The following is a 26,058-nucleotide window of genomic DNA, read 5'->3' on the forward strand; positions in this document are numbered from 1 at the left end:
CACTCAAAATTTTTGGTACTAAATCTTAAATTGTCGAATTCAGTACCATTCTCACTCAAAATTTTTGGTACTAAATTTTAAATTATTGAATTCAGTACCATTCTCACTTAAAACTATGGTGACCATATTTAATAATGTGCCATTCCCAACCCAGCATGACCAAATTAGCACTAAATATTTATTTTTAAAATTTGGTGCTAGTTTGAACTGAATTTTTTAGCATCATATTTCTATTTCTAGGATTTGATGCTAGTTTCCAATCTCCACCATTATACTAACATTTCTCCCCCCCTCATTCTTTCTAATAATATTGACAAACCAAAAAAGAACAATAACCAAATTTTGATTATTGTTCTTCCTAAAGTTCTTTGAATACTTGGGACAATGGTTAGTCAACTAATACGTCAACTGCTTCTTCATTTGATACTCCCATGAAGTATTCTTTAATATTAACTTTATCAATGACTTTTAAGATTGATTCTCTGTCATATTTTGTGCCCTTAAGCATGGTTGCAAGTTCGGCTACATCTTTTACTCCAAAGAAGTCGCCGTAGAATTTGATGTCTTCGATTATTCCGTGGATTACATTGATATTTGCTTCAACTTTTCCTGTAGGAAGTTTTCTTTTTCTTTGAACATTAAAGTCTGGGTTGCTTCCATATACCCAATCCCAAGAGTCGTTCTTTTCAGCTTTGATTGCTCTAATTTTTTCTTCATCTTCTTCAGTAAGAATGTACTCTTTCATATCATATGTTTTGTACATGTGTTCTCTTAATTTGTTTAAGAAATCACGTACTGTTAAAGATTTATCTTCAAGATGATCCTTAATATTTGTAACACGTGATCTTACTGATGTTTTACCTTTTGATTCGTATTTGTCTTTTGAAACTGTTAGAGCTTTTGAAAGCACTGAAACGTCTACATCAAACATCATACATCCGTGATGCATTACTCTTTTACCTTTAATGTATTGTGCATTTCCACAGAATTTTTGATCCCCGATTTGTAAGTCATTTCTACCTGTAAATTGAGCATCTACACCCATATCTGCAAGAGCATCCAATACAGGCTGACTCATTGACTTAAAGTCAAAGTCAGCTTCTGAATCTTCATTGGATATTATTGTGTAATTTAGATTGTTATAGTCATGATATACTGCGCCACCACCACTAACCCTTCTTACAATTTGAATATTATGTTCATCACAATATTTTTGATCAATCTCTTGTCTTGTATTTTGATTTTTTCCAACTACAATACATGGCTTGTTAATCCATAGAAAGAATACATTATCTTCCTTAGCAAGTTCTTGAAATGCATATAGCTCTAAAGCTGTATTGTATGCTGGATCATTGCTCTTTGATTCTAAATATATCATGATACTCCTGATTTCTATTTATTTTTCTTTGGTAAGTGGATACTTCTATCTAGACAATCAGCAAAAGCTTCATATAAAGCTTCGGAGTATGTTGGGTGACCATGCATAGCTTCTAATACGTCATCTACTGTCATTTCTGTTTCAATAATTGTTACAGCTTCGTTAATGATTTCAGCTGCACTTGGTCCAACAATGTGAACACCTAAAATTTCGTGATATTTTGTATCCATTACAACTTTTACGAAACCTTCAGCATTATTTGATCCAAGAGCTCTACCATTACCTGCAAAGTTGAATCTACCAACCTTAATGTCATAAGATTTTTTAGCTTTTTCTTCAGTTAAACCAACTGTTGCAACTTCTGGGAATGTGTAAACTGCTGATGGAATGGAATTTAATGTAACTTTCTTATTTAATCCCATTGCGTGTTCTGCAGCTCTTTCACCCATCTTGAATGCAGCATGAGCTAACATTAATTGACCATTTACGTCACCAGGTGCATAAATGTCTGGATCTGATGTTTGCATATATTCGTTAACTGCTAAAGCGCCTCTTTCAGTTTTCTTCAATTCAACTTCACCTAAAGCACTTAGATTTGGCACACGACCAACTGATAATAATAGATAATCAGCAACAATATCATCTTGTCCTTCAACTTTAACTTTGATTTCATCGCCTTTTTCTTCAATACCAGCAAATCTTGCATTTGCAATGATGTCGATACCTTCTTTTTTGAATTTCTTAGCAACTACATCTGATAAATCTTTGTCTAATACGCTTAATAATCTTTCAGCACCTTCTAAAATTGTAACTTTTGAACCAAATGCTGAGAATGCTTGACCAAATTCTGTACCGATTACACCACCACCAACGATTACTAATCTCTTTGGTAATTCTTCTAAATCTAAAATAGTATCAGAAGTTAACACTCTCTTGCTGTCTAGACCAGGTAAGTCTAACATTCTAACTTCTGAACCACCAGCTAAGATAATCTTATCTGCATCAATAGTTTCTTCACCACCATTTACTAAAACTTTTTTATCTTTAGTAATTGTACCTAAACCGTTGAATAGTTTGATACCATATGATCTGAATAAACCAGAGATTCCGCCAGTAAGTTTTTTAACAACATCATTTTTAACTTTAACTGTTTGTTTCATATCTACTGAGAAAGCATCATTAACTAATTTAATACCTCTTTCTTCAGCTTCTTTAATGTTATAAATAATTTCAGCATTGTGTAGATATGTCTTTGTTGGAATACATCCTCTGTTTAAGCAAGTACCACCAACAACGCTGTTTTCTACAACTGCTACTTTACCACCTAATTGAGCTGCTCTGATAGCTGCTACATAACCAGCAGGACCACCACCGATAACTACAACATCATAGTCACCTTTTCTTTCTCTCTTTGGAGCTTCTTCTTCAGATGGTTTTGATACTGATTTAGGTAAAACTTCTTCCTTAACTTCTTCTTTTGGTTCTTCTTTTGGTTCTTCATCTGATCCACCTGCTGAAGGAACTTCTTCACCTGGTTCACCAATCCAAGCAATTGTTTCAACCACTGGAACAACTTCACCAGCTTTGTGAACAATCTTTAATAATGTACCGGATTCTTCAGCTTCAACTTCCATATTAACTTTATCAGTAACGATTTCTAAAATTGGTTCACCAACTTTAACTTCATCACCTTCATTTTTCAGCCATTGTACGATTTCGCCCTCTTCCATTTCTGAGCCAGCTTTGGGCATGATTACTTCATATGCCATTCAATTACCTCCTATAATAATAATCCAATTGGATTTTCTAAGTTACCTTTTAATGTTTGCATAAATTTAGCGCCTTCTAGACCATCTATTACTCTGTGATCACCTGTGAATGTGATATTCATAATTGGTCTTATAACTATTTCATTATCGATTACTACTGGTTTTTGTTTTGTAGCAGCGATACTTAAAATACCGTTATTTGGTTGATTAATAATAGATGTGAAACTATCAACTCCAAACATTCCTAAGTTTGAAATTGTAAATGTGGAATCAGCCATTTCATCTGGTTTTAATTTACCATTTACTGTCGCACCAATAACTCTTTTACTTTCAACTACTAGTTCGCTAAAGGACATCTTTTCTGCATTTTTAACTACTGGAACCATTAAACCACTATCTAACCCTACTGCTATACCTAAGTTAACATAAGAATATTTTGTAAATTCTGATTCATCCGCACTAACTGATGAGTTAACAAGAGGATGTTTTAGTAAAGCCTTGATAACAGCTAGTGATATATAGTCTGTAACTGATGGTTTCAATCCTGTTTGTTCTACCACTAGATCTACAGTTTGTTTTCTTAAATCTAATAGTTTTGTCATATCTACATCCACACTTACTTGGTAAGTTGGTGCTATAGATTGAGATTCCTTCATTCTCTTAGTAATAACTTTTCTCATTGGTGTCATCTTAACTGTTTCGAATTCACCATATTTATTAGTATTACCAGCTTCTTCTTGTTTTTCTTCTTTTGCTTCTGCAGCTTGTGCTGAAGCTTTTTCTTATTTTTTGCCACCATGTAGAAGATTCATTACATCTTCTTTCATGATTTTACCTTGTGGTCCTGTACCTTCAAGCACTTGAACATTTAGACCTTCAATTTCTGCAATTCTAGCAGCTAATGGAGAAATCTTAACTTGTCCATGTAATTTGTATTCAATTACATCATCTTCATGTACACGACCTTTTGCTCCTGAGCCTTTTACTTCCGCAATACTAATACCGTATTCTCTAGCATATTTTCTTGCGGCAGGAGTAGCTCTAAATTTTTTGTCTGACATTGCTTCTCCTTTTTATTGTTTATTAACTGTTTTTAGTACTGCCTCTTTAACTTGTTCTACACTTGGTTGAACAGCTTTTTCTAGATTAGATGCTGAAGGTACGTTTGTATCTGCACTTGCAACACGTCTAATTGGAGCATCTAAGAAATCAAATGCTTCGCTTTCAACTACTCTTGCTACAATTTCACCACCAAATCCACTAGTCTTGAATGAATCGTGAACAACAACTAATTTACCAGTTTTCTTAACTGATTCAAATATTAATTCATCATCTAATGGTTTCAATGACATGATATCAACTAATTCAACGTCAATACCTTCTTTTTCAAGTTCTTCTGCAGCTTGTTCAGCTAAAACAAAAGCTTTACCCCATGATACAATTGTGATATCTTTACCTTCTCTAACAATCTTACCTTTACCAATTGTAGCGATATTGTCATCACTTGCATCAACTTCACCCTTCATACCAAAATGAGTTTTTGGTTCTAAGTACATTACAGGGTTATTGTCTCTAATTGCAGCTCTTAATAATCCATACGCATCGTTTGGATTAGATGGAGCAACAACTTTCAATCCAGGAATCAATGTAAACCATGATTCTAAAGTCTTAATGTGTTGTGATGAAGCACCTGTACCAGCACCATTAGCAAATCTTACAACCATAGGCACTTGAACTTGTCCACCTAGCATGTATCTCATTGGAGCTGCTTGGTTAACAATCGCATCCATTGCAATAGTTGTAAAGTCCATAAATGTCATATCAACGATTGGTCTCATACCATTTGATGCAGCACCAGCTGCTAAACCATTTATAGCTGCTTCTGAAATTGGTGTATCAATAACTCTTTCTTTTCCGAATTCTTCTAACATTCCAACTGTAGTACCAAAGTCACCACCAAAGATACCAACATCTTCACCAATTAAAAATACATCTTCATCTAAACGCATTTCGTCTACCATTGCTTGTTTGATAGCATCACGAAATTGCATAACTTTTTTTTCTGCCATATAAATCTCCTCTTTCTGTGCTTTTAAGTTTAAATAAATTAATTTGTAATATTAGTCTGCGTAATTATCTTCAAATGCTACACTTTCATCTGGGAATGGAGCATTTTTCGCAAATTTTACAGCTTCTTTAACTTCTTTAGTAGCTTCTTCTCTAATCGCATCTAATTCATCAATATTAGCTGTTTTATCATCTAATAAAACTTTTCTAAAAGCTTCGATTGGATCTTTTTCTCTCCAAGCATTAACTTCTTCTCTAGATCTATATGCACCGGCATCTGAAGCTGAGTGACCAAACCATCTATAAGTATTTGTTTCAAATAAAACAGGACCTTTACCTGCTCTTGTGTGCTCAATAGCTTCCATCATACCATCATAAACAGCTAAAACATCATTACCATCTTTAACATGTATTGCTTTAACATTATAAGCAGATGCTCTATCAACGATATTTTCAACGTTCATCGCATTATTGATATCCATTGAAATACCATATTTATTATTGATTACACAATAAACTACTGGTAAATCCCAAATTGAAGCCATATTTAATGTTTCGTGGAATGAACCTTCGTTTGTTGATCCATCACCCATGAAAGAAACAACTACATTACCAGTTTTCTTTCTCTTTTGTACGAATGCAGCACCGATACTTAATCCTTGGCCACCACCAACGATACCATTACAACCCATGTTATTTACTTCAAGGTTGAACACGTGCATTGAACCACCACGTCCTTTACAGTATCCTGGTTCTCTACCTAAAATTTCAGCCATCATTAGATTAATATCAATACCTTTAGATATTGTTTGTCCGTGACCTCTATGGTTAGAATACATAATATCTTCTAATTTCATAGCAAATACACTACCAACATTTGCAGCTTCTTCACCAACTGAATAGTGAGTCATCCCTGCAACCAATCCTCTTGCATATAGCTTTGAAAGCTCTAAGTCAAAATGTCTACAAATTTCCATTGTTTTTAACATTTCAAGCTTTTGTTCTTTTGTTAATTTATCTGAATATTTACCCATAAATTTTCCTTTCCTTTGCACCGTATTTTTTTGCCTCAATTAGATTATATACTATTAAATATTTTAATCCAATTAAGTAAATATTTAACAAAAAATCGTGCATATTGCTTTATTCCTATAATAAAAAAAGCCCTTAGTGTTTACCTATCCATGTTACAGGAAAAAGTATTTTAAATCTGTAATGCTCATCACGTTTTCATAAAAAATGTAATACCTATGAACATGTTAAAATTTTATTAATTCACCTCCCTGAAACTATCTATTTCTATCAATACCCTATTTCTAACATTTATACACTTAGAGAAGAAAATTTGTTTAATGGAGATATACAGATATTATTTGATCTAAAAAAGAGTTATCAGATTATTATGCAAAAGTCGTTTTTGACCCAGCATTTTTAGTTTTTCTTATTTATAAAGGTAAAAAAATTCCTGTCTAATTCTCAAAATGAGAAATAAACAGGAAATCTATTAATAACAGCTTAAATTTTACACTTACTGAGAATACTAGGACTCTAAACCTTGATAACGCCTCATATCTCATGGAAAGACAACTTCACATTCCACCTTAATCTAAAACTAGATGATATGCTAGTCTTTCTAATTCGCCATCTATATAGACAATGCCAACATATTGAAATCCATTCTTCTTAATGTGAAGTTGCATTATCTTGTTGTTTTTATGTGTATCAATTCTAATATTTTTTGTTTTTGTTTTTGCAAATTCTAGTACTTGACTAAATATGCCGCCCTTTTTTCCAGATGATGCGATTTTATGAATGGCTAGATATGGTTCATCATTTAACCATTCCCCCTGAATATCAATATAATCATTGTCAAAATCGATTAATGAGAAGACTCCTAAGATTTCGTTGTTTTCTTCTATGACATACATATCAGCTGATTCAATGTCTTTTACAATTGCATCATATTTTGGTCTATCATTTCCCCATTGATCGGGATTTCCAGTGGCTTTCATCGTACGTCTCGCTATTGCGTAAATTTTTAATATTTCGCCTAAATCATCTCTTGTCGCATTCCTAATCATAAAACCTCTATGTTATTTTTGTGAGAATGAAGTACTGGCATCTCCTAGAAAACTTTAAGACAATCCAAACTTACTCTCTCCCTCTTTCATTGGTATCTCTTCATAATCTACATCTTCAATTTTGATTATTGGTAAATGTTTCATGTATTCGATCAAAAATTTTATCTTATCTCTTTCACTTTGTGCTTCAAGTTCAACTGTACCGTCTTGTAGATTTCTAACATATCCGGTAAGTTGTAGTCTCATAGCAATGTCATAAGCATTGTATCTAAATCCTACACCTTGCACTCTTCCGTGAAAAATGATGTGCGCTCTAATTTCTTCTGAACTTTCGAAATTTGGAATTTCTAATTTTTGACCTTTATAATCACCAAACATTCTGTTAAATATATTTTTCATTTTTTCATCTCTTTTATAAATCTATCTATTTCGTCAAAATCGTCAGAAAACAACAATTTTCTTCTATCTTCTACAGCTAAAAACTCCTTTTGTGCCATTTTATCGTACATATTTTTCAGATCATCATAATATCCATCTTTATTATAGACAATACATGGACTCGTATTTTGACCTACTAGAAAAAGAGAATACGCTTCAGTAATCTCTTCCATTGTTCCTGCACCTCCAGGAACAGCAATACATACATCTGATAAATTTCGCATCAAGTCTTTTCTTTCTTGCATAGTTTCAGTTTCGTAAAACTTTGTAAGTCCCTTATGTACAAGCTCATATTCTTTTAGGTAGTTTGGCATTATACCAATTACTTCGCCGCCGTTTTCTAAAACTCTTCCGGCCAATACGCCCATTAAACCATTTGCATTTCCACCATAAACTAAGCTATAGTCATTTCGTGAAATCCAATCAGCAACCTCGATACAAGCTTTTCTATAAACTTCACTATTCCCAATTTTTGACCCTAAAAATACTAAAACTTTCAACTCACACCTTCTCTATTTTTCAAAATTTTCTATTAATTTATTCATTAGATAAATATTTTCGTGAATGTTCATTTTTGATTTAATAGTAATCACATAATATTTTTTATCTTTTCCTAAGAACTCAGAAATAAATTCTCCCGTTTCTGTTGAAAACATCGCCAATTCCATTCCTTCAATTTTGGCAATATCCGCTGGATAGGTTTCGGAATACATATAGTAGAAAGCTTTTGGAGAATAATCATCATCAAAAGGAATAATTGATAGAACAAAATCATTTTGTTCATCCACTTTTTCTCCTTCTTTAGCTTCATATCTCGCCGCAATGTATCCTGAATCTCCTTGTTTACCTTGTGTAACTTTCAAATCTTTTGAAAGCTTAAGCTTAAATATTGGATTTTCCTCCGGAACGCTATATTCCTTATCAGGACTTAATCTCTTATCTATTAATTCTTTCGCTTTATCACTTACTTTAGTTTCATCATATTTAATTGTAGGTTCTAGACTTACTTTATCTAATTCTTCTTTTGGAGGAGTTAAATCTGGAGCTTTACATCCTGTAAAAATCAAACCAGATAAAAGCACTATTAATAATATTAATTTCTTCATTTTTACCCTAATCTACCTATCTTTAATCTATTTTTCAAGTATAAATTTCTCAACATAGTCTGCAACACCATCTTCATTATTTGTCAGTGTCACATAATCAGCTATTTCTTTGATGCTATCTACAGCATTTCCCATAGCTACACCAGTCCCAGCTAAAGCAATCATCGTATGATCATTGTTTTGGTCACCAAAAGCAACAACATCTTCTGCTTCAACTCCAATCTTTTCTGCCAATTCCATTAATGTTGCACCTTTTGAAATATTTTTTGCCATAGCCTCAAAATAGAATGGTTCAGAAAAAACAAATTCAAAATATTCGTCAAATTTTTCTTTAATTTTCATTGCTGGTTCTTTAATTCTAGATTCATCTTGTGAAAATAAAATATTATTCGGTACAAAATCAATATCTTCAGTTAAGTTTTTTCTAAAAATTAATGGCATAAAACTCTTACTCAAAATATCCTCTAAATATGGCATATCTAAAGTATATGCATAAACACAATTATCATAATAAATGACATATTCAATATCTAAATCCTTTGAAAATTTTAACATTTCTTTCATCTTTTCAGGATCTAGAGTGTGATTAATCAATACTTCTCCATTCATAACATTCGTAACAAGACCACCATTGAAATTACAAATATATCCACTATATTTGTCCATTTCAAGCTCTTTGTATAAATGTTCCACTCCCTTTGGAGCTCTTCCTGAAGAAATAACCAATCTATGACCTTGCTTTTGAGCTTCTATCAATGTCTTTTTTGTTCTTTCCGTTAATTCATGATTAGACTTTATCAATGTCCCATCAACGTCCACAGCTATTAACTTTTTCATCTTCTCTCCAATTCTCAAATTATTTTAAAATAAACTTCTTCAAATATTTCGCGATACCATTCCTATTATTTGTATCCGTTACATAATCTGCCACATCTAATAATTCAGATGAAGAATTTTTCATCGCCACGCCAGTTCCACACATTTTTAACATGGAAATATCATTCCCATAATTTCCAAATGCAATAGTATCCATAGGATCTATCCCTAAAATCCTTGCTACTCTCAACACACTCTTACCTTTAGACGTTTCCTTTGGCGTAATCTCAATAGAAACTCTTGAAGAAAAGTTGATATCAACCTCATCTCCAAATTCCTTTTCCAACTTAAACTTCGTCACCTTTAGATGTCTCTTCCAATCATTCACAAGCACCTTATAGACAGGGAAATCTGTATAATCGTGCAATTCTTCATTATCAATTGCCACCTGCCCGACAAGTTTCCTATAAATCTTAAATATCAATCGACTATATTTATTTGTATACAATTTTTTCTCATGCAAAACAGAATAATCCGCTTTCATATCATTCATAAAATTAATGATACGCTTTAACAAATCCATATCCATTTTTACATCATAAATCTTCTCTTCGGGATTTAATCTAGTAATCAATCCTCCGTTATAATTGGAAATAAAACCATTAAACTTATCAATCTGTATCATCTTCGCATATCTTAATGATGATACATAAGGTCTTCCCGTTGCAATCATCACAACATGCCCTTGTTCTTGCGCCTTCACTAGCGCATCAATCGTCTCTTGTTTTATCGTTTTTCTCCAATTAAGTAACGTCCCATCTAAATCTAGTGCAATTAATTTCTTCGTGTTTTCCATTCATATTCCTTTTAAGTTTCTAACTAATAATATGATAACATAAAATGTAAATTTTGTATCTGTGTGTATTGGGGGAATGGGTGTTTTAGGGAAATATGTATATTGGGGGGAAATTAATATTTTGGGGGAATGGGAGTTTTGGGGAAAATAAGTAGTATGTGGGAATAGAAGTTTTGGGGAAATATGTAATCTATAGGAATGGGCATTTTGAGGAAATATGTAATCTTTGCAAATAAGTGTTTTTGGGAAATGGATAGTTTGTGAGAATGGGTTTGGTTTTTCAGAGCATAGTTTTAAGGTAATGGAATAGTTCGTAATACAAATGGTTAAGATATTATGTAGAACATGTGGGTGCACTAAATGAATTTATGGTATTCTAGCAGAAATTTAATATTAAATGTTTTCACTTGGATGTATTGCCCGCGTATACCCCTCCCCGGTATCTTTTGGACCATAAATATTTTTTTTATGGTCTGTAAATACCCCACCCCAGTATTTTTTAGACCATACGATTTGAGGATATTATAAAAATTATGGTCCCTAGATACCCCTCCCCAGTATAATTGAGACCATAGTTTTACAAATTTATATAATACTTTCGGCTGAATCTTTTAAATCTATGGTCCATTTTATACCCCCCTGGAGTATTCTGAGACCATAAATTTCGTAAACATACTCCTTAATATACCCCCTAGGGGTATTTTGGGACCATAAATTCCCAGGATAAAATTATAGATAAACTATAAAAAAGTAATAATTTTATAAAAAATTGAAATATCAACATTTATTTAATTTTTTTATCTTTTTAACTGTTAAACCAATGCCTAATTTAATTTATCTCCCCGTACCAACAAATAGTGTCGGATAACAAAAAGAGACTGCTGAAAAACAGCTCTTCAGTCATTTTTCAACAGTCTCCTATTTTAGTTTTGAATTAGATATTTAATTAAAATCTATTTCCTATTACAGCTCCGCTTTTATCAAATTCGTACCATTTTCCATCTATCCATTGTCGGCCAGTAACTCTTGTACCTGTACCAATTCTATAGAACTTCCATTTTCCATTGACTTTTTGCCAGCCAGTTGCCATGGTTCCAGATTTTCTGAAAAATCTCCATGCTCCATTAATGAATTGTTCTCCTTTAACCATTGTGCCTGAAGATAATCTAAAGAAATAGATGTATCCATTTTCTGGATTTGTCCACCAACCCTTGTGATATTGTTTCATTGGTCCGGTTAAGGATAAGCATGAGAGACCATTCTTTGTGTAGATTTGGTCCATGCTATATCCTTTGGAGTTAAAGTATTTCCAATTGAATTTTTCAGTTTCTTTACCATTCTTGTCAATTATTGGAGCCCACTTCCATTCTGAAATGGCTTGGTGTCCTGTATTTTTGTCTAAGAATTTCCAGTGACCATCAAAGAATTGCCATCCAAGTGCTAAGGTACCAGATTTTCTAAAGAACATCCAATCACCATCGATGAATTGTCTTCCTTTAACCATTGATCCAGAGTTTATTCTGAAGAAGTATTTGCTTCCTGTTTCTGGTCGTGTCCACCATCCACGGTGGTATTGGTTTGTTGGGCCAGCTACTGATAACCATGAGGAACCATTTTCTGTGTAGATTTGCGAAATATTATTTCCTTTGGCGTCGAAATATTTCCAATTGAATTTAGCTGTTGGGTTTCCTTCTTTATCAAGTATTGGTGCCCATCTCCATGAGGATTTTACTTGAGATCCGTCTTTGTCGTAATAGTTCCAGTAATCTCCATTTTGCACCCATCCAGCTTTTACTTCTGCAGGTTTATCTTTTACGATCAAAATTGTAGATAATGGAGCAATTTCTATTTCACCATTTTTAATTTCAACCTCTTCTATTCCTTCAGATTTTGCAACTTGATCTCTTACAAGAACTTTATATTTTCCATTTTCCGCCGCAAATTTTTGAGCATTTCTTGCAGCATTATAGCCAATATAAATTTCATCTTTGTTGTAATCTAATTTATAGGCAACTAGTTGTTTTTCTGTTGCAATTTCCTTATAAACGGCATCAATTTCATCATAAGATTTTAAATCAAATACAGGATATAATTTTCTAATCTTTACTAGTTCTCTGAAATATTCAACATTGTCTGCAAATTTTAGCGCTCTATCCCAATCAATTTGATTTACTGAATCTGGGGATTTGTATGAATTATGATCCCCACCTTTTGTTCGAGCAAATTCTTGGCCTGTATGTATAAATGGTGTCCCTTGAGAAAGTAGTACCATTGATGTGGCCATCTTGTGCATTTTCAGTCTTGTTTCATCACTATCATTTGGATTAGTTTCTAGTAATTTATCCCAAAGAGTTAGGTTGTCGTGCGCTTCGACATATTGAATGACTTGTCTTGCACTTGTGTAACCTTGAAGCCCTTTACCACCTTTTATATTTTGTAAAATGTAGTCTTCTTGATTTTGTTGTCCATTCACAAATCCTGGTTCTGCACCATTAAATACGGAACCTTTTACTCCATCTCTAAAATTATCGCTGAAGTGAGCTATACCCTCTGGCATCTTATATGCATTCTTTTGAGTTGCTCTGATATCCTCTGGAATGCCCATTCCCATGTTCCAGCCTTCACCTAAGATGAAGATATTTGGATTTATTTTTACTAATTCTTTATAAACTAGATTCATTGTTTCGACATCATGTGTCCCCATTAGGTCAAATCTGAATCCGTCAAATTTGTAGGTTTCAGCGAGATATGTGATTGAATCAATGATGAATTTTTGCATCATTTTTCTTTCTGAAGCAGTTTCATTTCCAACACCTGTACCACCTAAGAAATTGCCTTTAGCATCTTGTCTGAAATAGTAGCCTGGCACGATATAATCAAAGGAGTGTTGATCTACACCAGCAACGTGATTATATACAACGTCCATTATTACACCCATTCCATTTTGATGAATGGTGTCAATTGTCTTTTGTAATTCTTCTATTCTATTGAATGGATTTGCAGGATCCGTACTGTATGACCCCTCAATAGAGTTGTAATTTACAGGATCATAGCCCCAGTTAAATTGTGGCGTATCTAATTTTGTCTCGTCCACAGAATATTTACTATAGTCATAAATTGGTATCAATTGAATATGTGTAACACCAAGTGATTTGATATAGTCAAGTCCTGTAATTTGACCACTTGGCGATTTCGTACCAAGTTCTGTCAAACCTAAGAATTTACCTTTATTCTTAATGCCACTATTTTCTGCAATTGATAAGTCTCTTATATGAAGTTCATAAATGATTGGATTTGTAGCATCTTTTCCTGTCAATCTTGAAACATCTGAAGGTTTTGGATTTACCACAACTCCTCGTTGACCATTTATTGTAACAGATTTAGCGTATGGGTCTACCACCCTATTTGTAACATCGTCAAAATGCACATCAAACATATACGCCTTACCCAGTTGGTCGCCTGGAAGTTTGTAATTATACACACCTTTTTCATTCGATTCCATTGGATAAGTTTTAAATCCTTCTTCATATAAATCATCAAATATAACTAAATCAACCTTATTCGCCGTAGGTGCCCAAATCTTAAATTCCGTACCTAACTTACTGTAAATTGCACCTAATTCTCCATCATATGCGTATTTTTTCTCAAATTCAGGAGTATCAAAAAGTCCAGCAATTCTTGAAGATTTTTCAAGTGGATAATCCGCCTTAACTCCATCATTATCATTTTGAGTAATAGTGAAGTTTATCTTTATACTTCCATTTATTGCTAAATCTTCCTTGAATTTAACTAAAAATTCTGAACTAGCATTTTCATCACCTGACACTGGTGTGATTGATTCCACTTTGTCTTTGATACTATTTCCACCAAATGCAATATCATAGTCATCTAAAATATCCGTCAAAGCGACTTTTGTATTTAGAATGATATTAGCTTCCCTAAATGAATCGATGTTAAAGCCTTCAATTCTTGGTAGCATCACGCCATCGGTTGTAAATTCTTCTTTTCCTGATTCGATATATACATTTTGAGGATTCTTTGTAATATAGACAAATCTGTCACCATCAAAATTCTTGGCCCAGTCATTTTTGCCCTTTATTATAAATCCTATTTCTTCAACTTTTCCAGGGAATGTAATTTCCGCAATTTTTACATCTCCATCTTGTCTAGTAAATTCGTATTGCGCACCATTACCATCTTTTGGCCATGCCCAAATCGCCCATTCCCCATTATCAGGGTCTTTGAAGTTAAATATTACAGTTGTACTTTCTGTTTGTGAAGGTAAAAACACTGCAGTACCACCGTCTTTATTCGCCGGAATGGTCACTGTAATTTTGCCATCTTCTGCTTCGAATTCCGCATCTTCATTAAATATATCTTTTAATGCATCGCCCATTGCTGCATTCATTGGGAATGTTACACTCTTAGCCTCATTGCTTATATTCAACCCAACAATTACAGTTTCACCATTGAATGTTCTTGAGAAAATTGAAACATTCTCATCTGTATAAAGTGATTTTCTGTCACCTCTAGCAAAGACTTCTGCATGTTCTTTTCTAATATTTGTTATCTTTTGATAGTGCTTTAATACATCATTATTTTCAACTTTTGACCAATCAAATGATTTTCTATTTTGATTTCCTGCATAAGGAGCGCTCATACCAATCTCTTCACCATAGTAAATGACTGGTTGACCTTTTGCTGTAATTTGCAGTGATGAAGCTACTTTTAGAAGGGATGCATTCCCACCTATTCTTGTCGCTAAAAATCCATCTTCATCATGAGAAGATAAAAATGATCCAAAGTTCTTATCAAAAGTAATTTCCTTGTTTCTTTCCGCTAATCTTTTTTCTATATTAGCAATATCGCCTTTAACGAATTTTTCAGCCAATGACTTAAATTCAAAATCCAATAGTGAATCCATTTGTCCACCACCCAAATACCAACCAGTATTTCCTGTGGAGCCGCCATAAAATTCACCAATCATCTTAAAGTCAGGCTTAATCTCTACAAGTGCAGTTTTTAGTTCTTTCCAAGTATCATGTTCTACATGTTTTACAGTGTCAATTCTAAAATAGTCAATTGTATTACCTTTGTCAGTTCTTAATGTATTTAACCATTCTGATTGCCACTTAACAAGCTTTTTACTAATCTCTGGGTTTTCCGTAATGAAATCTGGCAATCCAGATAATTCTGAAGTTAAATCATCAGTACCTGGCTGAGTTCTATGCATTCCTTCAAATTGACCTTTATTTTTTGTTTCATATCCGGAATGGTTAAGAACAACGTCAACCATTAATTTTATGCCATTATCATGCAATGTGTCGATTAATTTCTTTAATGTATCGACATCACCAAGTCTTGGTTCAATCTTTGTAAAATCTTCCGCCCAATAGCCGTGATATCCGTAAGATTTGCCGTTTTGATTTAAATTGTTTTCAATATTATCCACAATCGGAGTAATCCAAACAGTTGTAATTCCAAGTTGTTTCAAATAGTCAACTTTATCTATTATTCCTTGGAAATCACCACCATGATAAGCGTCTATTTCAGAAGGATCATAAGAGCCATTCTTCGCAGGATCGTTATTTGTACTATCACCATCAAAGAATCTATCTGTCAATAAGAAATAGATAATTTCTTCATCCCAAGCAATAGTATCTTTTGTATCGCTTGATGCCAAAGTATCAAGCTTAAGAGTAGTTTTGTGAGTTCCATTATATTCATCAACTAAAACTACATCAAAAGTCTTTTCTCCAGCCTTTAAATCAAGTGGTAATGCCACATTTTGTTTTAACAAATCTACTGGAACGCCAATTTTATTTTGTCCAAGATTTGTACCATCAATGTAAATTTCTTTTATCCCATGATTTTGAGGATTATCCACATCAATTGTAACAACAAAAGATTCCCCCGCTTTAGCTTCCTTCATATTTAATGATGCGCTAATGCCAATATCAAGACTAACTAATCTTTGATATGATTCCCCATCAATAGTGTTGGAAACATCTAATAATCCCGTTTTTGTCTCTCCATCCTTTGTAACATCAAAGGTATAGACATAATCAAATCCTTCTTCTGGATTTTCTAAAACATATCCGAAACGTTGATTTTCTGAGCTATATGTCATCTCAAATGAACCAAGCTCTTTCATTTCTTTTGTATCTACATTTCTCTTTGAAATATTGATTTTCACTGAATCAATTGCATCCATTTTATCAGCTTCGTAAAGATCAATATCTCTATAATAGAAGGAAATATTTCCGTCTTTGTATTCTGGTCCTTTAAGATATGGGACCACTCTAAACGCATCTTGACCTTGAGTTAAAAATACTTTTGTTGTAATTTCCAATGCGTTTGGATCTGTCTCAACAACTCTATCTAAATCTTTGTTTGGATCCTTTTCCGTCCATCGATTATCATCAGAAACACTCTTTCTTACGATAAATCCTACATTTGTTGCACCTTTTGAAATTGGTAAATCAAGTTTACCATTCACAAAATAATCTAAATCATTTAATGCCACTTTATCTGATGAATCCACCAAACCGGTTGACCAGTACCATAAATTCCAGCCGTCATAATCTTTCTCTGATCTATCATAATTGAATTGAATTTTTCTAGTTTTTGCAGGCTCTGAATCATCTCCAGGCTTAGAATAATACACATTTTCATCACCAGACACAACCCATGCCTCTACAGAAGTCTTTCCTTCAGGCACAGTAACCACTCTTGTCATTTCCTGACTATCCCAATTTTTAGGTCTAGAAATAACAGAAATTTCACTTATTGGAAGTTCAAAAGTTGCCCTTGCATAGCCATCAACGTCTTCTGTAAATCTTTCTGCATAACCATTTAATCCATTTCCAAATACCCACATATCCCAATTCATTTGAGCATTATCTGCCCTCTTGTAATTAATAGTGTAGGTAAACATTGTAGATAAAATAGTTATTTCTTTTGTAGCCTTTTTACCATCAAACTCTGCTACCAAACTGACTTTATCAGCTTTAGCATTTTCGCTAACAACTAACTTCCCATCTTCTATAGAAATACCATCCACAGCATTTTCTAAAGAATAAGTAGCTTTCACATCTTTAACACTTCCATCAGGATTCACATATTCTGCAGCCAAATCCAAACTACCGCCCAATTTAACCACAGACTCCGAATTTATCTTCAATCCCTCAACAATATATTCTAAATTTGGATCCGGCATCCATTTCCCATCAATAATAAATTTATATTGATACTTGCCTGGCTCCAATCTTTGCTGAGTCGTAAATAAATAATTTTCTCCCTTTGTAAGTGAAATATTGGAAGTATTCCATTCATTCATCTCACCAGCTAAATTTACCGTTTTAGTATTTTCATTCCCTTGATAACTAAATGTAGTTATCCCGTTTTCCGTCCTTGGAGCCAACTCCTCAGCACTCGCAGTTTCCATTCCCACCGGAATGAACCCAAGCAACATCGAAAATACCAAAACTAAAGAAACAATCTTCTTAATACCTTTTCGCATTTTTTCCTCCTCATAATATTACTATTGATGTGATTATATTATGAAAACGTATATATGTAAACGGTACCATTTCATAGCATTTTAGTAAATGTCTGGAAAATGCGAGTTTCTGAGTCGAACAGTGAAGATGTTAATCATTTGATTATTAATATTAGTTAATAATTGGAAATTTTCATTAAATTAGGGGTAGGAATGGGTTTGGTGGTATTGGTGACGTGGGGTTTGTGGGGAATGGTTTTTGGGGTATTGGTAATGCGGGGGTTTAGGGGAATGGATTTAGTGGTATTGGTGATGCGGGATTGGATTAACTACTAATGATTCAGTGTTTGCATTCCAAATGTCCATTTTATCCCATTCCACACAAAAAAAAGTATCCTAATCTAAATAGCCCAACTATTAGAATAGAATACTCTCTACATACTATTTAATTTATTCTTAATTTCCCTATCAAGCAAATACAACATCTTAGGCCTATTGCCCATATACTTCCTTTGAATATATGGCTTAACAATCCCTTTATTTACAAGCTTATCAAACTTTTTACCAAAAATATATTTATTCGAAACTTCATTATATCTCCCAGATTCCTCGTCATAAAAATATTCCTTCAAAAGATCCAACTCCTCCTCTTGAAGCCTATAGAAAAAATACATCTTTAGTAACTTATCATACTTCTTCATAACCCCCTCCATGATGCCAAGTATATCATTTATTAATGTTATATACCCGTACTCTCCATCTTTAAGCATAAATGTTAAATTTTTGTATTAATAATGAAAGGTTTTATTTGGTATGAGGTTATATAATGGAGAGGAAGGGATTCAGCACTTGCCATTTTTAAAAACAGTTCGTTTTTATACACATTTTAAGGTATTTTAATTTTTATGTATAAATTATTTTTTCACGTATACACATTCTCTATAAAATAATTTTTTATGTATAAAGTTTTTATCGATTTTGTACACATTAGTCTATCTAATATCAAAATGTGTATAAAATATATTTTTTTCATATACACAACTTCCGAAAATAATGATAAATATGTATAAATTTCGCGATTTTCTTATACATAAAATTTCAAAAATACATTCTATGTATAAATTATTTTTTATTTTATACATAAACTAAAGAATAAGTAACTATATGTATAAACTTTTTGATAAGGAGGAAAATATGACAAGAAAACAAAGTAAATTTTATAATGAAATAGAAACTTTGAAGACTTACAAGAAAAACATAGAAAGTAAACTAATAAAATTCCCAGAGGGTAGGCTAGGAATAAGAAATTCGGGAGGAAAGCCTAGATTCTTTCAAATAATAGGGAATAAAAAGTCAGGATTAACTGAGAAATACCTTTCCGAGAAGTATTTTCCTCTCGCCAAGACTTTAGCGCAAAAGGAGTACTATTTCAAAGTCCTAAAATATATCGAGCAAAGGCTAAAAAATATAGAGAAGATAAATAAGTTATCTGATAATGAAGACTTAATTGACATTTACAATAATCTAAGTCCTGTCCGAAAATCGTTAGTTACACCGATAGAGCCAACATGGGAGGAACAGGTAGATGCGTGGTATAAACAGAGTTATGAGAAACCAGATTCTAAATATGATAATCTAAAGCTTGCAACTAAGAATGGTGAGTTTGTGAGATCCAAGACGGAGAGATTTATGGCTGATTTTTTCTTTGATAATGGAATTAAATATAAATATGAAAAAATTATCTATTTAGATGGCTATGGACCAGCTTCTCCAGATTTTACTTTTATGTCACCATATACTAAAGAGGAAATTTATTGGGAACATTTTGGAATGGTTGATAATCCAGAATATGCCTTGAATATGGTAAAGAAAATTAATGCTTATCTAATGAATGGTTATGTTATTGGTAAAAATTTAATTGTGACTTTTGAATCTTCTAAAGAAGTTCTCAATCTCAAAATTGTGAAGAGTTTGGTGAATGAACATTTAATTAAAGATGATAAGATAAAATAAAAAACACCCTTGAAGTATGCATATTTCAGGGGTGTTTCGTTGTAATTTATATTAATTTACTATACTAAAACCTACAACACTGTGGTGCTCTTGCCTCTATTTCTTTTTGTTTTTCTCTTTCTACGTCTTCTTCTAGTTTTTCTGTTACACCTTCTAATTGGTATACATCAAATAGGATTGAACCGTCGTCTAGAAGGAATGTTGGAAAGCCAGCTTTGCCGTTGGCTTTGATTTGGTCGAATTCTGATCTTGTGTCTCTTAGTTTTAGAAATTCTTTCATATTTGTCATGTTGGCTGTTACATCGATGTATTCAACTTCTACTTTGTTTTTTCTTAGAATTTTGTCTGCTTTTACTGTAGTTGAGCAGATCATTGTTCCGTACATTTTAATCATTTTGTGCTCCTTTATAATTTTAATTCTTTTTTTATTTTCAATAGGACAACATCTAATTCTTCTTTGTATCTGTGATTGAATGCTCTATTATTGTCTGTGATTGTTAAGTCGACATATCCATCTTTCAAGTAAGTTATATCCATTGCTTTCACATCTTTCCATTTTATGTATTTTGCAAGGAATGTGAATGTGCCGGTTGTGGTGATGCCTGTTCGATTAAATCCTTTGACAATCATTCCGGAAATGGTGTAGAGAATTATTAGTACACCGAAAATGATATAACTTAGATTGAAATTGTTTTGTACAATTATGACGGAAATTATTCCGACTGTGATTATCATTGCAGTGATATTCGCCTTTGTAATGTATGCTTTGTAGAGTAGGTCTACATATTTACTAATATTGTAGATGATTGCTGCTGAGAAGGCAAAAATCAGTAAGTAATATATAATTTCCATTTTCTCCCCTAACTATTCTAAATCTAGGCGTTCTGATTGATTGATGGTTCTAATAATTTTCGCTGGAACTCCCGCTACTAGTGAATTATCAGGTATGTCGTTTTTCACTACAGCTCCGGCGGCGATTACGCAACCATTACCTATGGTGACACCAGGCATGACTGAGACATTCGCACCAAACCAGCAATTTTTTCCAATTTTTATTGGTCTTGCTATTTCTAATCCTTGATTTCTTTCTTGGTATTGTAGCGGATGATGCGCGGTATATAGCCCGACATAAGGTCCGAAAAATACATTGTCCCCTATGGTGATTCCTCCTCCATCCATGAAATAACAATAGTGATTGATGAATACATTTTTACCAAGTTTAATATTTCTACCATAGTCTACTATGAATGGACTTAGTAGTTCAAGACCTTCCGGAAGATAGCCTAAGATTCTTTGGATTACTTCATTTCTTTCTTTCTTATCTTCATGAGGAATGCGGTAATTTAGTTCATCACATAAGGATTTAGCCTTGTATCTCATTGCTAATAAGTTTTCATCAAAATTAGCATCATACCACTTTCCATTTAACATTTTTTCGTGTTCATTCATTATTTGCTCCTAGGTTGTTGTATTCGTCAAGAAACGAAAATCTATCACCGTCTTTAGTGTATGAGATGACTGTGTCGACCGCAACATTTTCGGCGGATTTGAAAATATTCTTTTCAATATTCGGATTATCTTTTTTTAGATTTGCTATCATCTCTTTAATATTTTGTCTCTGGCTATCATTTTTCTTTTCCATAATTGGGCAGGCTTCGTCCATTGGGATGATACCCGTGTAATTTATCCATCTGATAATGTCTTTTTCTTCAACTAAATATAATGGACGAATGAGCTCAAGACCTTCGAAATTTCTACTTTTTAATTTTGGCATCATTGAGCGATATGAACCATTCCACATGATATTCATCATGATGGTTTCGATTACGTCGTTGAAATGGTGGCCTAATGCTAATTTGTTGCAACCTAGTTCTTTTGCTTTTGCGTAGAGATTTCCCCTTCTCATTCTTGCGCAAAGATAGCATGGGCTGTCCTTTGATATCTCGTGCACCACTTCAAATATATTTGTTTCGAAGATTTTCACTGGGATGTCCATATATCTGCAGATGTCTTCTAACTTTTGTCTATTTTCTGGGCTGAAACCAGGATCCATCGCTATATATTCTACTTCATATTTTACTCTTGAAAATTTTTGAAGTTGTTGTAACATTTTTGCCAAGATGAGTGAATCCTTGCCACCACTCATTCCGACTGCAATTTTGTCACCTTCTTCAATTAAATTGTACTGATCTAATGCGCGAAGAAACTTTGAAAATGTATCTGTTTTGTATTGTTTTTGTAAAGAACGCTCTATTTCCTTAAGTTCTATCGCATTTTCTAAATGTTCATTTGCCATAATTACTCCTTGTAATAACAATTATATAATATTTGAAAATTCATTACATTATTTAAATTGACTTTTATATTTATATTCCATACAATTATATTTGCAATATAAGGAGAGAATTATGAATAAAAAAATATTGAAACTTGCTCAAAGTGCTATTTTTGCGGCTTTGGCGTTTATTTCATTCACATATTTCCAAATTAAAATCCCCGTACCGGGCGGTGGAGATTTTACATCAATTCATTTTGGAAATATTTTCTTAGTAGTGGCCGCTCTTACTATTGGAGGTTTCTATGGTGGGCTTGCTGGAGCAGTGGGTATGACCATTGCGGATTTATTAGATCCAATTTATGTGATAGTCGCACCTAAAACATTCATTTTGAAATTATGTATTGGTTTAATTGTTGGTCTTATCGCCCATAGATTGAAAAAAATCAATTTATCAGACGATAAGAAATACATTATGAAATGGGCAGTTATCGCATCTATTTGCGGAATGGCGTTTAATGTTGTAGCAGATCCGTTGGTGGGATATTTTTATAAGAGGTTTTTATTAGGTCAACCTCAAGATATAGCGACAGCATTAGCAAAATTATCCGCGGGTGTGACACTGTTTAACGCTGTAATTACGGTGATTATTGCAAATATCATTTATAACGCTATTAGACCAATTTTAAAGAAAGTAAATTTATTATAGTCTCACATTCCCTTAAGTAAGAGAAAATCTTGCTAAGGGAATTTTTATTTCCATATTTATCATTACTTTGATATTATTATAAAGTAAATCAAATTATTTTCGAGGAGCACTTATGAAGGATATATTCAACTATATAAAAGAAAAAGGAAATATTAGTTTTTCAGAATTGCCTTTCAATGAGATTGACTGCGCAATTTTATCTCAAATTTCTTATCATGATTTATTTAGATATTATGAGAAACTGCCGTTTTTCTTGAGGGATATTCCTAAGGATGATTATAAGAGCATAGTTAGAGGTGTTTGGGAAGAAAATAAAAATGTCGATTTGCTTAAATTAATTTCTAAATATCCTAGATTTACAAATATAGATATTGTCGATATGACATCAAAAAATGATAAGGATAAGTTTGATCAATTTTTTGCAATGACTTTGAGATTAGATGATGGTTCAATAGTTATTGTTTTTAGAGGAACGGATTTTTCAATTCACGGTTGGGCTGAAAGTCTTGCAATGTCGTTTGAGCCAGAGATTCCTGGGCAAATTTCTGCAAGAAATTATCTGCGTAAAATTGGGAAATATTTCCAAAGAAATATTATTGTATGCGGTCATTCTAAGGGTGCTAATTTAGCGGTTTTCGCTGCAAGTACCGTTCCAAAGTACATTCAAGATAAAATCACCGTAGTCTATGATTTAGATGGTCCAGGTTTTTTTGATGACTTTTTTGAACGAGACGACTATCATTCAATGAAGGATAAGATTAAGAAATACATTCCAGAGCAGTCAATTTTCGGTATGATGCTTAAAAGTGTGGTCACACCTACGATTGTGGATAGTGCAGGATGGCATTTCCACCAACATTTTCTATTAAATTGGCGTACTGATGATGTCACATTTAAATATGATAAAGTTTTGGATGAATTGTCTACACGAGCAAATAACGCTTTGACTAAATGGATGGAAAAGTTTGATGTCATTGAGAGACGTAAAATTGTGGAATGTTTGATTGATATTATGGATGACTTGGGGATTTCTAACGTGTTAGATTTAGGAAAGATAAATCAGCTAATCAGGATAAAAGATTATTATGAACAAAATATTGAAGAATATGATATTTTGCAAGATGCGTTAACGGAATTTATTGATTTATATAAGACTGAATTGCTAAATGCTATTCCAAGCATTCCTTTTATAAATGATAAAAAATGATAAATGTAGCCGCCCGCCGAAGTTGAGCCTTAAGAATCAACTTCGGCGGGCGGCCATCTTTTATTCATTAATGATATGACCTTGTTTCACATTTTCCAATAATTTTGTATAAACAAATTCATACACTCTTGGGTCTAAATATTTTATCGGTGCAACTCTCTTTTCAATTTGTGATAAAGTCACTTTTCCTTCCACCCAAGTACCACCATTTTTAGCAAAAATATTGCTCAAAACTGGTTGCAATCTATCCATCGCATTGGAATACTTGGATTCTTCAGTTTCCATATCCTCAAATTCTAGCCATAAAGTCTCAAGTTTTTTCGCATTTTCATCATCTAAAAGAGATTTTAGCTTTTCCATAGCTTTCTTTTCTCTAGACAACTTATCTTCATTTGCCTTTACATCATAAGCAAATGTATCTCCTGCATAAATTTCAACTAAATCATGTACCAACAACATCTGTATTGAACGATTAACATCAATTTTCTTTGTAGCATATTTCTCTAAAAATAGCGCCATTGTCGCTATATGCCAAGTATGTTCAGCGTCATTTTCCCTTCTTGATTCTCCAATTATCTTTGTTCTTCGATAAATCTTCTTCATTTCTTCAAGAAGCACTATAAACTCAATATCTTTTTCAATACTCATTTTAACCCCTGACCTGTTTCCTATTTATATTCTCTGTATTCTTTGCCTAAACTTTCAGCAACCGCTCTATTTGTCACATAACCATCAAATGTATTTAAGCCATTTCTGAAATGTTCATCTTCAGCAAATAATTGTTCATATCCTTTATTTGCAAGTTGAACTAAAAATGGTGTTGTCACATTTGTTAATGCAATTGTTGATGTTCTGGACACAGAACCCGGCATATTTGGTACTGCATAGTGCAATACACCATGTTTAATATACACTGGATCAGTATGTGTAGTAGTTCTGTCGATTGTTTCAACTATACCACCTTGGTCAACCGCTACGTCAATGATAATTGAACCATCTTTCATGGTTGCAATCATATCTTCTGTAACTAATGTTGGCGCTTTTGCACCCGGTATAAGTACAGCACCAATCAATACATCCGCATGTTTTACAACTTTTTGAATGTTAAATGAATTTGACATTAAAGTTTGTACACCATTCCCAAATAAATCAGATAATTCTGATAATCTCTTTGCATTTACATCAAGAATGGATACATCCGCACCTAATCCGATCGCAATTTTAGCAGCATTGGTACCTACCACACCACCACCGATAATAGCCACTTTTCCTTTGGACACTCCTGGCACACCACCTAGTAATGTACCTGATCCTCCATTTTGCTTAGTAAGTAAATTAGCCGCAATTTGCACTGACATACGACCAGCGACCATGCTCATTGGTGTTAAAAGTGGTAATGTCCCCTTATCATCCGTAACAGTTTCATAAGCAATACTTATCACTTTATTTTGCAGTAATGCTTCTGTTAATTTCGCATCTGCAGCTAAATGAAGATAAGTGAACAGTATTAATCCTTCTCTAAAATACTTATATTCTTCTTCAAGTGGTTCTTTTACTTTAACAACAATATCTGAACCCCAAATATAGTCCAAATCTTCTGAAATTTCTGCACCCTCAGCTATATATTGTTCGTTAGTAAAGCCTGAATCCAATCCTGCATCTTTTTCAATAACTACTTGGTGACCATTATCTACTAAACTCTTTACACCTGCTGGGATCAAACCTACACGAAACTCGTAGCTTTTGATCTCTCTTGGTACACCTATTTTCATAATAATTAACTCCTTTTTTTCTTTTTAAATAACTTACAAACTTATTTATACCCATTCCTTCTCATGCTAA

General features: G+C 33.1%; 22 protein-coding genes and 1 pseudogene. 3 read left to right on the top strand and 20 right to left on the bottom strand.

What is annotated here, in order from left to right:
- Positions 1-388 precede the first annotated feature (388 nt).
- The 14 genes and pseudogenes from lplA to HMPREF9709_RS07120 all read right to left on the bottom strand — a co-directional run bounded on the left by lplA (position 389) and on the right by HMPREF9709_RS07120 (position 18,713).
- Complete coding sequence (lplA, locus tag HMPREF9709_RS07060) at positions 389-1,378, bottom strand: lipoate--protein ligase (RefSeq protein ID WP_005398911.1); 990 nt, start codon at positions 1,376-1,378, stop codon at positions 389-391.
- Positions 1,379-1,392: 14 nt separating this feature from the next.
- Positions 1,393-3,147 (bottom strand): dihydrolipoyl dehydrogenase, encoded by a 1,755-nt coding sequence (gene lpdA / locus HMPREF9709_RS07065; RefSeq protein ID WP_005398912.1) that lies wholly within the window; start codon positions 3,145-3,147, stop codon positions 1,393-1,395.
- 11 nt (positions 3,148-3,158) lie between these two features.
- Positions 3,159-3,842, bottom strand: a pseudogene (locus tag HMPREF9709_RS10240) (2-oxo acid dehydrogenase subunit E2); the annotation flags it as partial.
- An 87-nt stretch (positions 3,843-3,929) separates the two neighbouring features.
- A complete protein-coding gene (locus HMPREF9709_RS10245) occupies positions 3,930-4,208 on the bottom strand; it encodes an E3 binding domain-containing protein (protein ID WP_005398914.1) in 279 nt (92 codons plus the stop codon).
- A 12-nt stretch (positions 4,209-4,220) separates the two neighbouring features.
- Positions 4,221-5,216, bottom strand: coding sequence for an alpha-ketoacid dehydrogenase subunit beta (locus HMPREF9709_RS07075; protein ID WP_005398915.1), 996 nt, complete (start codon positions 5,214-5,216; stop codon positions 4,221-4,223).
- 51 nt (positions 5,217-5,267) lie between these two features.
- Positions 5,268-6,248: a thiamine pyrophosphate-dependent dehydrogenase E1 component subunit alpha gene (locus tag HMPREF9709_RS07080; RefSeq protein WP_005398916.1), complete on the bottom strand. Its 981-nt coding sequence runs from the start codon at positions 6,246-6,248 to the stop codon at positions 5,268-5,270.
- A 567-nt stretch (positions 6,249-6,815) separates the two neighbouring features.
- The gene (locus HMPREF9709_RS07085; RefSeq protein ID WP_005398918.1) at positions 6,816-7,295 is read right to left on the bottom strand and encodes a GNAT family N-acetyltransferase; all 480 of its coding nucleotides are present in this window, start codon (positions 7,293-7,295) and stop codon (positions 6,816-6,818) included.
- Positions 7,296-7,349: 54 nt separating this feature from the next.
- Positions 7,350-7,694, bottom strand: coding sequence for an acylphosphatase (locus HMPREF9709_RS07090; protein WP_005398919.1), 345 nt, complete (start codon positions 7,692-7,694; stop codon positions 7,350-7,352).
- Positions 7,691-8,233: an LOG family protein gene (locus HMPREF9709_RS07095; RefSeq protein ID WP_005398920.1), complete on the bottom strand. Its 543-nt coding sequence runs from the start codon at positions 8,231-8,233 to the stop codon at positions 7,691-7,693. The genes HMPREF9709_RS07090 and HMPREF9709_RS07095 overlap by 4 nt, the downstream gene beginning before the upstream one ends.
- 12 nt (positions 8,234-8,245) lie before the next feature.
- Positions 8,246-8,839: a hypothetical protein gene (locus HMPREF9709_RS07100; protein WP_005398921.1), complete on the bottom strand. Its 594-nt coding sequence runs from the start codon at positions 8,837-8,839 to the stop codon at positions 8,246-8,248.
- 27 nt (positions 8,840-8,866) lie between these two features.
- Positions 8,867-9,676 (bottom strand): Cof-type HAD-IIB family hydrolase, encoded by an 810-nt coding sequence (locus HMPREF9709_RS07105; protein ID WP_005398922.1) that lies wholly within the window; start codon positions 9,674-9,676, stop codon positions 8,867-8,869.
- Positions 9,677-9,695: 19 nt separating this feature from the next.
- The gene (locus tag HMPREF9709_RS07110; protein WP_005398923.1) at positions 9,696-10,511 is read right to left on the bottom strand and encodes a Cof-type HAD-IIB family hydrolase; all 816 of its coding nucleotides are present in this window, start codon (positions 10,509-10,511) and stop codon (positions 9,696-9,698) included.
- Positions 10,512-11,457: 946 nt separating this feature from the next.
- Positions 11,458-18,033 carry a type I pullulanase gene (gene pulA / locus HMPREF9709_RS09680; RefSeq protein WP_005398924.1) on the bottom strand — a complete coding sequence of 2,192 codons (6,576 nt, stop codon included), beginning with the start codon at positions 18,031-18,033 and terminating at the stop codon, positions 11,458-11,460.
- 413 nt (positions 18,034-18,446) lie between these two features.
- Positions 18,447-18,713: a hypothetical protein gene (locus tag HMPREF9709_RS07120; protein ID WP_005398925.1), complete on the bottom strand. Its 267-nt coding sequence runs from the start codon at positions 18,711-18,713 to the stop codon at positions 18,447-18,449.
- Positions 18,714-19,206: 493 nt separating this feature from the next.
- Here HMPREF9709_RS07120 and HMPREF9709_RS07125 point away from each other — a divergent pair, with 493 nt between their 5' ends.
- Positions 19,207-20,025 carry a hypothetical protein gene (locus HMPREF9709_RS07125; protein ID WP_005398926.1) on the top strand — a complete coding sequence of 273 codons (819 nt, stop codon included), beginning with the start codon at positions 19,207-19,209 and terminating at the stop codon, positions 20,023-20,025.
- 64 nt (positions 20,026-20,089) lie between these two features.
- Here HMPREF9709_RS07125 and HMPREF9709_RS07130 read toward each other — a convergent pair whose 3' ends face one another.
- From HMPREF9709_RS07130 to HMPREF9709_RS07145, 4 genes are read right to left on the bottom strand one after another with little or no spacing between them, the layout of a single operon-like run.
- On the bottom strand, positions 20,090-20,419 hold the full coding sequence (locus HMPREF9709_RS07130) for a hypothetical protein (RefSeq protein WP_005398927.1): 330 nt from the start codon (positions 20,417-20,419) through the stop codon (positions 20,090-20,092).
- An 11-nt stretch (positions 20,420-20,430) separates the two neighbouring features.
- Entirely contained in the window at positions 20,431-20,877 is a 447-nt protein-coding gene (locus HMPREF9709_RS07135) for a hypothetical protein (RefSeq protein ID WP_005398928.1), read from the bottom strand.
- A gap of 12 nt (positions 20,878-20,889) precedes the next feature.
- Positions 20,890-21,474, bottom strand: a complete 585-nt coding sequence (locus HMPREF9709_RS07140) for a sugar O-acetyltransferase (RefSeq protein WP_005398929.1) — start codon at positions 21,472-21,474, stop codon at positions 20,890-20,892.
- Positions 21,467-22,321 carry a tRNA 2-thiocytidine(32) synthetase TtcA gene (locus tag HMPREF9709_RS07145; RefSeq protein WP_005398930.1) on the bottom strand — a complete coding sequence of 285 codons (855 nt, stop codon included), beginning with the start codon at positions 22,319-22,321 and terminating at the stop codon, positions 21,467-21,469. Before HMPREF9709_RS07145 ends, HMPREF9709_RS07140 begins: the two co-directional genes overlap by 8 nt.
- A 112-nt stretch (positions 22,322-22,433) precedes the next feature.
- Here HMPREF9709_RS07145 and HMPREF9709_RS07150 point away from each other — a divergent pair, with 112 nt between their 5' ends.
- Together HMPREF9709_RS07150 and HMPREF9709_RS07155 are read left to right on the top strand one after the other, a co-directional pair.
- On the top strand, positions 22,434-23,009 hold the full coding sequence (locus HMPREF9709_RS07150) for an ECF transporter S component (protein WP_005398931.1): 576 nt from the start codon (positions 22,434-22,436) through the stop codon (positions 23,007-23,009).
- A gap of 112 nt (positions 23,010-23,121) precedes the next feature.
- Complete coding sequence (locus tag HMPREF9709_RS07155) at positions 23,122-24,216, top strand: Mbeg1-like protein (protein ID WP_005398932.1); 1,095 nt, start codon at positions 23,122-23,124, stop codon at positions 24,214-24,216.
- Positions 24,217-24,276: 60 nt separating this feature from the next.
- Here HMPREF9709_RS07155 and HMPREF9709_RS07160 read toward each other — a convergent pair whose 3' ends face one another.
- Positions 24,277-24,864 carry an HD domain-containing protein gene (locus tag HMPREF9709_RS07160; RefSeq protein WP_005398933.1) on the bottom strand — a complete coding sequence of 196 codons (588 nt, stop codon included), beginning with the start codon at positions 24,862-24,864 and terminating at the stop codon, positions 24,277-24,279.
- A gap of 20 nt (positions 24,865-24,884) precedes the next feature.
- Positions 24,885-25,988: an alanine dehydrogenase gene (gene ald / locus HMPREF9709_RS07165; RefSeq protein WP_005398934.1), complete on the bottom strand. Its 1,104-nt coding sequence runs from the start codon at positions 25,986-25,988 to the stop codon at positions 24,885-24,887.
- Between the last annotated feature and the right edge of the window lie 70 nt (positions 25,989-26,058).

It is taken from the genome of Helcococcus kunzii ATCC 51366 (genome assembly GCF_000245755.1).
GTDB lineage: Bacteria > Bacillota > Clostridia > Tissierellales > Peptoniphilaceae > Helcococcus > Helcococcus kunzii.

What these genes read in the sequence shown, in the direction of transcription:
- lplA (WP_005398911.1), bottom strand. Translation starts at nt 1,378, where the DNA reads ATGATATATTTAGAATCAAAGAGCAATGATCCAGCATACAATACAGCT.
- lpdA (WP_005398912.1), bottom strand. Translation starts at nt 3,147, where the DNA reads ATGGCATATGAAGTAATCATGCCCAAAGCTGGCTCAGAAATGGAAGAG.
- HMPREF9709_RS10245 (WP_005398914.1), bottom strand. Translation starts at nt 4,208, where the DNA reads ATGTCAGACAAAAAATTTAGAGCTACTCCTGCCGCAAGAAAATATGCT.
- HMPREF9709_RS07075 (WP_005398915.1), bottom strand. Translation starts at nt 5,216, where the DNA reads ATGGCAGAAAAAAAAGTTATGCAATTTCGTGATGCTATCAAACAAGCA.
- HMPREF9709_RS07080 (WP_005398916.1), bottom strand. Translation starts at nt 6,248, where the DNA reads ATGGGTAAATATTCAGATAAATTAACAAAAGAACAAAAGCTTGAAATG.
- HMPREF9709_RS07085 (WP_005398918.1), bottom strand. Translation starts at nt 7,295, where the DNA reads ATGATTAGGAATGCGACAAGAGATGATTTAGGCGAAATATTAAAAATT.
- HMPREF9709_RS07090 (WP_005398919.1), bottom strand. Translation starts at nt 7,694, where the DNA reads ATGAAAAATATATTTAACAGAATGTTTGGTGATTATAAAGGTCAAAAA.
- HMPREF9709_RS07100 (WP_005398921.1), bottom strand. Translation starts at nt 8,839, where the DNA reads ATGAAGAAATTAATATTATTAATAGTGCTTTTATCTGGTTTGATTTTT.
- HMPREF9709_RS07105 (WP_005398922.1), bottom strand. Translation starts at nt 9,676, where the DNA reads ATGAAAAAGTTAATAGCTGTGGACGTTGATGGGACATTGATAAAGTCT.
- HMPREF9709_RS07110 (WP_005398923.1), bottom strand. Translation starts at nt 10,511, where the DNA reads ATGGAAAACACGAAGAAATTAATTGCACTAGATTTAGATGGGACGTTA.
- pulA (WP_005398924.1), bottom strand. Translation starts at nt 18,033, where the DNA reads ATGCGAAAAGGTATTAAGAAGATTGTTTCTTTAGTTTTGGTATTTTCG.
- HMPREF9709_RS07120 (WP_005398925.1), bottom strand. Translation starts at nt 18,713, where the DNA reads ATGAAGAAGTATGATAAGTTACTAAAGATGTATTTTTTCTATAGGCTT.
- HMPREF9709_RS07125 (WP_005398926.1), top strand. Translation starts at nt 19,207, where the DNA reads ATGACAAGAAAACAAAGTAAATTTTATAATGAAATAGAAACTTTGAAG.
- HMPREF9709_RS07130 (WP_005398927.1), bottom strand. Translation starts at nt 20,419, where the DNA reads ATGATTAAAATGTACGGAACAATGATCTGCTCAACTACAGTAAAAGCA.
- HMPREF9709_RS07135 (WP_005398928.1), bottom strand. Translation starts at nt 20,877, where the DNA reads ATGGAAATTATATATTACTTACTGATTTTTGCCTTCTCAGCAGCAATC.
- HMPREF9709_RS07140 (WP_005398929.1), bottom strand. Translation starts at nt 21,474, where the DNA reads ATGAATGAACACGAAAAAATGTTAAATGGAAAGTGGTATGATGCTAAT.
- HMPREF9709_RS07145 (WP_005398930.1), bottom strand. Translation starts at nt 22,321, where the DNA reads ATGGCAAATGAACATTTAGAAAATGCGATAGAACTTAAGGAAATAGAG.
- HMPREF9709_RS07150 (WP_005398931.1), top strand. Translation starts at nt 22,434, where the DNA reads ATGAATAAAAAAATATTGAAACTTGCTCAAAGTGCTATTTTTGCGGCT.
- HMPREF9709_RS07155 (WP_005398932.1), top strand. Translation starts at nt 23,122, where the DNA reads ATGAAGGATATATTCAACTATATAAAAGAAAAAGGAAATATTAGTTTT.
- HMPREF9709_RS07160 (WP_005398933.1), bottom strand. Translation starts at nt 24,864, where the DNA reads ATGAGTATTGAAAAAGATATTGAGTTTATAGTGCTTCTTGAAGAAATG.
- ald (WP_005398934.1), bottom strand. Translation starts at nt 25,988, where the DNA reads ATGAAAATAGGTGTACCAAGAGAGATCAAAAGCTACGAGTTTCGTGTA.